The organism is Bradyrhizobium sp. CAR08 (assembly GCF_052871955.1).
Map to the genome: position 1 here is coordinate 160042 of NZ_JBIXJX010000014.1, position 6188 is coordinate 166229.

General features: G+C 67.0%; 3 protein-coding genes. All 3 read left to right on the forward strand.

Going from position 1 to position 6188, the window contains the following annotated elements; genetic code table 11:
* Positions 1-7 precede the first annotated feature (7 nt).
* The gene (locus ACIPUD_RS27580) at positions 8-673 is read left to right on the forward strand and encodes an aspartate/glutamate racemase family protein (RefSeq protein ID WP_247296136.1); all 666 of its coding nucleotides are present in this window, start codon (positions 8-10) and stop codon (positions 671-673) included.
* Between the two features lie 126 nt (positions 674-799).
* Positions 800-4105 (forward strand): acetyl-CoA carboxylase family protein, encoded by a 3306-nt coding sequence (locus ACIPUD_RS27585; protein ID WP_247489351.1) that lies wholly within the window; start codon positions 800-802, stop codon positions 4103-4105.
* Positions 4106-4214: 109 nt separating this feature from the next.
* Positions 4215-6095: a sigma-54-dependent Fis family transcriptional regulator gene (locus tag ACIPUD_RS27590; RefSeq protein WP_446481894.1), complete on the forward strand. Its 1881-nt coding sequence runs from the start codon at positions 4215-4217 to the stop codon at positions 6093-6095.
* Positions 6096-6188 lie beyond the last annotated feature (93 nt).

The window sequence follows — 6188 nt, forward strand, 5'->3', positions numbered from 1 at the left end:
CAGGAGAATGAGCGCGCGCATTCTCCTGATCAATCCGAACAGTTCTGTGGCGACCACTGAGATGATGGTCGCCATCGCGAGGTCGGCCGCCGTGGACGGCTTCGACATCGACGGCGCGACCGCAACGCGCGCGCCGCAAATGATCGTGACGCCGGATGCGCTGGATGCAGCTTCCATCGAAGTTCTGGAGATCGCGCAGTCGAACCGGCATGCATGCGACGGCATCATCGTCGCGGCGTTCGGCGATCCTGGGTTGGCCGGGATCAAAGCCGCGGTTAAACGGCCCGCGGTCGGTATCGGTCAGTCCTCCATGCTGGCAGCCGCCGAGAACGGCCGTCGCTTCGGCGTGGCGACCACGACGCCGCTGCTGGAATCGAAGATCGACGCCGTGCCGGACGCGCTGGGGTTGCGATCGCGTTATACCGGCGCCCGCTTCGCCAAAGGCGATCCGCAAGACCTGATGGGCGATCCGGCGCGATTGCGTGCGGCGCTTGCCGGCGCGGTCGAGGCCTGCATCGCACAGGATGGCGCGGAGGCGGTCATCATCGGTGGCGGCCCGCTGGGCGAAGCTGCGTGCGAGCTTCAGCCGATGTTCACCGTGCCGATCATCGCGCCGATCCCGTCTGCCGTGGCGCGGATTATTCGCCTCATCACGGCGCGCGCGACCGACTGAAATTCCGGCCCGCGGGAACGGTCGTCGGGACCGCGTTCTTGCCCTTGACGGCCTCGGTTAAAGTGACGAAGCAGAACCATGGGACCTGCCGACCCGCGCTTGGGCACGCGGGCATGGAGACGCTGCATGTCGTTCAAGAAGCTCCTGATCGCCAATCGCGGCGAGATCGCCATCCGTATCGCGCGCGCCGCCGCCGATTCCGGCATCGCGACGGTCGCGATCCATCCCGCGGACGATGCGATGTCGCTGCATGTGCGGGTTGCCGACGAGGCCGTCGAAATCCCCGGTCGCGGCGCGCGGGCCTATCTCGACATCGAGGCCGTGGTCAAGGCGGCGAAGAGCGCAGGCTGCGACGCCGTGCATCCCGGCTACGGCTTCCTCAGCGAGAACGCTGCGTTCGCGAAGGCCTGCGCCGATGCAGGCATCGCCTTCGTCGGGCCCCAAGCCGCGGCGCTCGAGTTGTTCGGCGACAAGGTGGCGGCACGGCAACTGGCAAAGCGCTGCGGCGTCCCGATCATCGCCGGCACCAGCGGGCCGTCCTCGCTGGAGGACATCGCGGCGTTCTTCACCTCGCTCGGCAGCAACGCGGCGATCGTGATCAAGGCAATGGCCGGCGGCGGCGGGCGCGGCATGCGCGTGGTCGAGCGCGCTGCCGATCTCGCGGAGGCCTATGCGCGCTGCCAGTCCGAGGCCAAGGCCGCGTTCGGCTTCGACGGCGTCTATGCCGAGCGGTTGATCCGGCAGGCGCGCCATATCGAGGTGCAGATCATCGGCGATCGCGACGGCGCGATCTCCCACCTCTGGGAGCGCGAATGCACCATTCAGCGCCGACACCAGAAGCTGATCGAGGTGGCGCCGAGCCCGTCGCTCAGCGACGGCTTGCGTGGCCGTATCATCGCGGCGGCGAAGCAACTCGCCGTGGCCGCGTCGTACGACAATCTCGGCACGTTCGAGTTCCTGGTCGACGGTGCCGCCGAAGACAGTTTTGCCTTCATCGAGGCCAACCCGCGGCTTCAGGTCGAGCACACCGTGACGGAAGAGGTGCTCGGCCTCGACCTCGTCCGCGCCCAGCTCGCGGTTGCTGCCGGCGCCTCGCTTGCCTCGATCGGCCTGGCGCAAGGCTCGATCCCGAAACCGCGCGGCTATGCCATGCAGTTGCGCGTCAACATGGAGACGCTGGACGAGCTGGGGGCGACGCACCCGACCGGCGGCGTGCTCGCCGTGTTCGAACCGCCGTCGGGTCCCGGCGTCCGCGTCGATAGTTTCGGGTATGCCGGCTACAAGACCAGCGCCGCCTTCGACTCGCTCCTGGCAAAGGTCATCGTGCATACGCCCGGTGAAGCCTGGCACGACGTGGTCGCCAAGGCTTCGCGCGCCTTGCGCGAGTTTCGGATCGACGGCGTCATCACCAACATCGCCTTCCTCCAGGCGGTGCTGGCGCATCCCGACTTCAGGTCCAACCGCATCGCGACCGACTTCATCGATTGCAACATGGGCAAGCTCGTCGAAGCCGCGGATGGCGCGGCCAAACCACTTTATTTTGCAGCGACGGAGCGAAACGGCGGTCCCGGCACCGAGGCGCATACGGCACAGACCGTGCCCGAAGGCACAGTGATGGTCGCGGCACCCTTGCAGGGGACCATTGTCACTATTCAGGTGAAGGAAGGCGAGGTCGTGCGCCCGGGCCAGCAGCTCGCCGTGATCGAATCCATGAAAATGGAACATCTGGTCATGGCCGAGCAGGGCGGCCGCGTCACGAAGCTACTCGCCGGCGACGGTATCACGCTGATGCATGGCGAGCCGATCATGTATCTGGAGCCGCTCGACGTTGCGGCGGACGCGTCGGCAACGGAAACCGATGTCGATCTCGACCACATCCGTCCTGATCTCGCCGAACTGATCGCCCGCCAGGCCAACACGCTCGACGAAAATCGCCCTGCCTCCGTCGAGCGCCGCCGCAACACCAATCAGCGCACCGCGCGCGAGAATGTCGCGCAGCTCGTCGACGACGACTCGTTCATGGAGTACGGCAGCCTTGCGATTGCGGCGCAGCGGCGCCGGCGCAAGCTCGACGATCTCGTCAAGAACACGCCGGCCGACGGCCTCGTCATGGGCGTCGCGACCGTGAACGCCGAGAAGTTCGGTCCCGAAGGCGGGCGCTGCATCGTCGTGGCCTACGACTACACCGTGCTCGCGGGCACGCAAGGCCACATGAACCACAAGAAGATCGACCGCATGCTGACGCTCGCGGAAGACTGGCGCGTGCCGCTGGTGTTCTATGCCGAGGGCGGCGGCGGCCGCCCCGGCGATACCGACCGGCTCGGCATGACCGGGCTTGATGGTCCGTCCTTCGTGCAGTTCGCAAGGCTCTCGGGTCTGGTGCCGGTTATCGGCATCGTCTCCGGCTATTGCTTCGCCGGTAATGCCGCGATGCTCGGCTGCTGCGATGTCATCATCGCGACCAAGAACGCCTCGATCGGCATGGGGGGCCCCGCGATGATCGAAGGCGGCGGGCTCGGCGTCTATCACCCGGCCGAGGTCGGTCCTGTTACGTTCCAGTCGCCGAACGGCGTGATCGACATCCTCGTCGAAGACGAAGAGGAGGCAACATCCGTTGCGCAAAAATACCTATCCTATTTCCAGGGCGCGGTGACGGAGTGGCAGGCCGCCGACCAGCGCCTGCTGCGCCGCGCGATCCCCGAGAACCGACTGCGCGTCTACGACATCCGCAGCGTGATCGACCTCGTCGCGGATAAGGAGGCCGTGCTGGAGCTGCGCCGCGACTACGGTGTCGGCATGATCACAGCGTTGATTCGCATCGAAGGGAAACCGTTCGGCCTGATCGCCAACAATCCGCGCCATCTCGGCGGCGCGATCGACGCCGATGCCGGCGACAAGGCCGCGCGCTTCCTCCAGCTCTGCGACGCCTTCGATCTGCCGATCGTCTCGCTGTGCGACACGCCCGGCTTCATGGTCGGCCCGGAAGCCGAGAAGACGGCGATCGTGCGTCACGTCTCGCGCATGTTCGTGACAGGCGCGAGCCTGACTGTGCCGTTGTTCGGCATCGTGCTGCGCAAGGGCTATGGGCTGGGTGCACAGTCGATGATCGGCGGCGGCTTCCACGCCTCATTCTTCACCGCGGCGTGGCCGACCGGCGAGTTCGGCGGCATGGGCCTGGAGGGTTACGTCCGCCTCGGCTTCCGCAAGGAGATGGAGGCGATCGCCGACCCCGTCGAGCGCGAGACTTACTATCGCAACAAGGTCGCCGAGCTCTATGCCAACGGCAAGGCGGTCTCGATCGCCTCCGTGTTCGAGATCGACAACGTCATCGACCCCGCCGAGACCAGGCGCTGGATCATGGCGGGCCTGCGCTCGGTGCCGAAGCCGCCGGCGCGGACTGGGAAGAAGCGGCCCTGTATTGATACGTGGTGAGGGCGGTGCAGCAATTCTGATTGCGCTTCGCCGCGTTCCCGGTTCCCGATTGACATCCCCGCCCGCGGTGCCAGACTTTGCACAATAATGCAGGGTGGAGACGTCCGCGATGGCCAGCCTTTCGGCCTCGAACCATGTCGCCCGTGTCTTGTCCGTCGCCAATCAGGTTACAGACCGCTTGGCCGACGTCGATGCCTCTTCGCGCATTGCCAATTCCTGGCGGCGCTGCCTGGTCAGCCACAAGCTCGATCCCGGCCGTCAGGGGCCGCCGCAGACGCTCACCGAAGCCGAGATCCGTCACGTCGCCGAACCCATGGAGGAGACGATCCGGCTTGCAACACCGGAGCTCGACGACCTCGCCCGGGTACTGCGCGGTGCCGGCTATTGCGTCAACCTGGCAGACGTGAACGCAACCATGCTGTTCAGCCGCCTGCCCGGCGAGGCCGACGCACGACTATTCATGGACTGGAAGATCTACACAGGCTCGAATTTTTCCGAGGCCTCCGAAGGCACCAATGGGCTCGGCACCGCGCTCGCCGAGCAGAAGCCGATCCTGGTGCATCGCGACGAGCATTTTCGCGCGCAGTGGCACATGTTTTCCTGCGCCGTGACGCCGCTGTTTGACCAGGCGGGACGGCTCGCAGGCGCCGTGAACATCACCTCCTGCCGCGAGGACCTCGAACGCACCGCGCATCAGCTTGCGCTCGCGGTGACGATGGAGGCAACGCGGCGCATGGAGGGCGCGATCTTCCGCAGTCATTTCCGCAACGCCTGGATCGCGACCGTGCCGGGCGACGGCGGTAGCGGCCTGCTCGCCTATGACGACGATCGCCGCATCGTCGGCGCCTGCCGTTCGGCGCGCGCACTGCTGGGTCTCACCGACGGCTTGATCGCAGCCGGCATCGATCTGTCGCGCTATGTCAAATTCGACCATCCCGCCGCGCGCGACGCAGACGATCTCGTCGAGCTGCGCCGGGCCGATGGCAGTTCACTAGGGCACGGCCATGTCGCGCCGCCGCTGCGGGCGAGGGCCTCGACCCGTCCGCTCGCGCCGCGCCGCGATGCACCGGTCGATCGCTTCGATGCGCTGCAGCGGCTCGCCGGACGCGATCCCAGCCTGATCAGGAGCGTGAAGCGACTTAGAAGCATCGGCGATCGCAATCTGCCGGTGCTGCTGCATGGCGAGACCGGCGTCGGCAAGGATGTGTTCGCCCGTGCCATTCACGCAGCCGGCAATCGCGCGCGCCACAACTATGTCGCGCTTAACTGCGCGGCGATGCCGGAAAGCCTGATCGATGCCGAGCTGTTCGGTTACGAGGCCGGCGCCTTCACCGGCGCGCGCCGCGACGGCTCGAAGGGCCTGATCGTGCAGGCCGACGGCGGCACGCTGTTCCTCGACGAGATCGGCGACATGCCGATCGCGCTGCAGACGCGGCTGCTACGGGTGCTGGAGAACCGCGAAGTCTGGCCGCTCGGCGCGCTGAAGCCCGTGCCGGTCGACATTCGCCTGATCAGCGCCACCCATCGCGATCTCGGCCGCATGGCCGAGGAGGGCGCCTTCCGCACCGACCTCTATTTCCGTCTGCGCGGCATGGAGGTGCGGCTGCCGGCCTTGCGCGAGCGCGCCGACCGCGACGACGTCATCCGCCAGATCGCTCACGAGGAGGCGCCGAATTGCTCGCTCTCGGACGAGGCCTGGGCGCGGCTCGCGGCCTATCCCTATCCCGGCAACATGCGCCAGCTTCGGCATGTGCTGCGGCTCGCCGGCTGCACGGCGGAGGACGGCGTCATCACCGATGCCGACCTCGATCTGCCGCCGTTTGGTGGAAGGGCGGCGGAGCCGGATTTGGCAGCGGCGGAGCGCGCTACGATCGTGGAGGCGCTGCGCAAGCATGGCGGCCGCGTGACGGAAACAGCGCGCGCGCTGAAGCTGAGCCGCGCCACGCTGTATCGCAAGATCAAGCAGTTGAAGATCGAGACGACGCAGTAGCGATCTTTCTTCCCTCTCCCCTTGCGGGAGAGGGCGGCGGGCGCCCGCCCCCCGGGGACGGGGGGGGGGGGGATGACACCCACCGTCTACAGC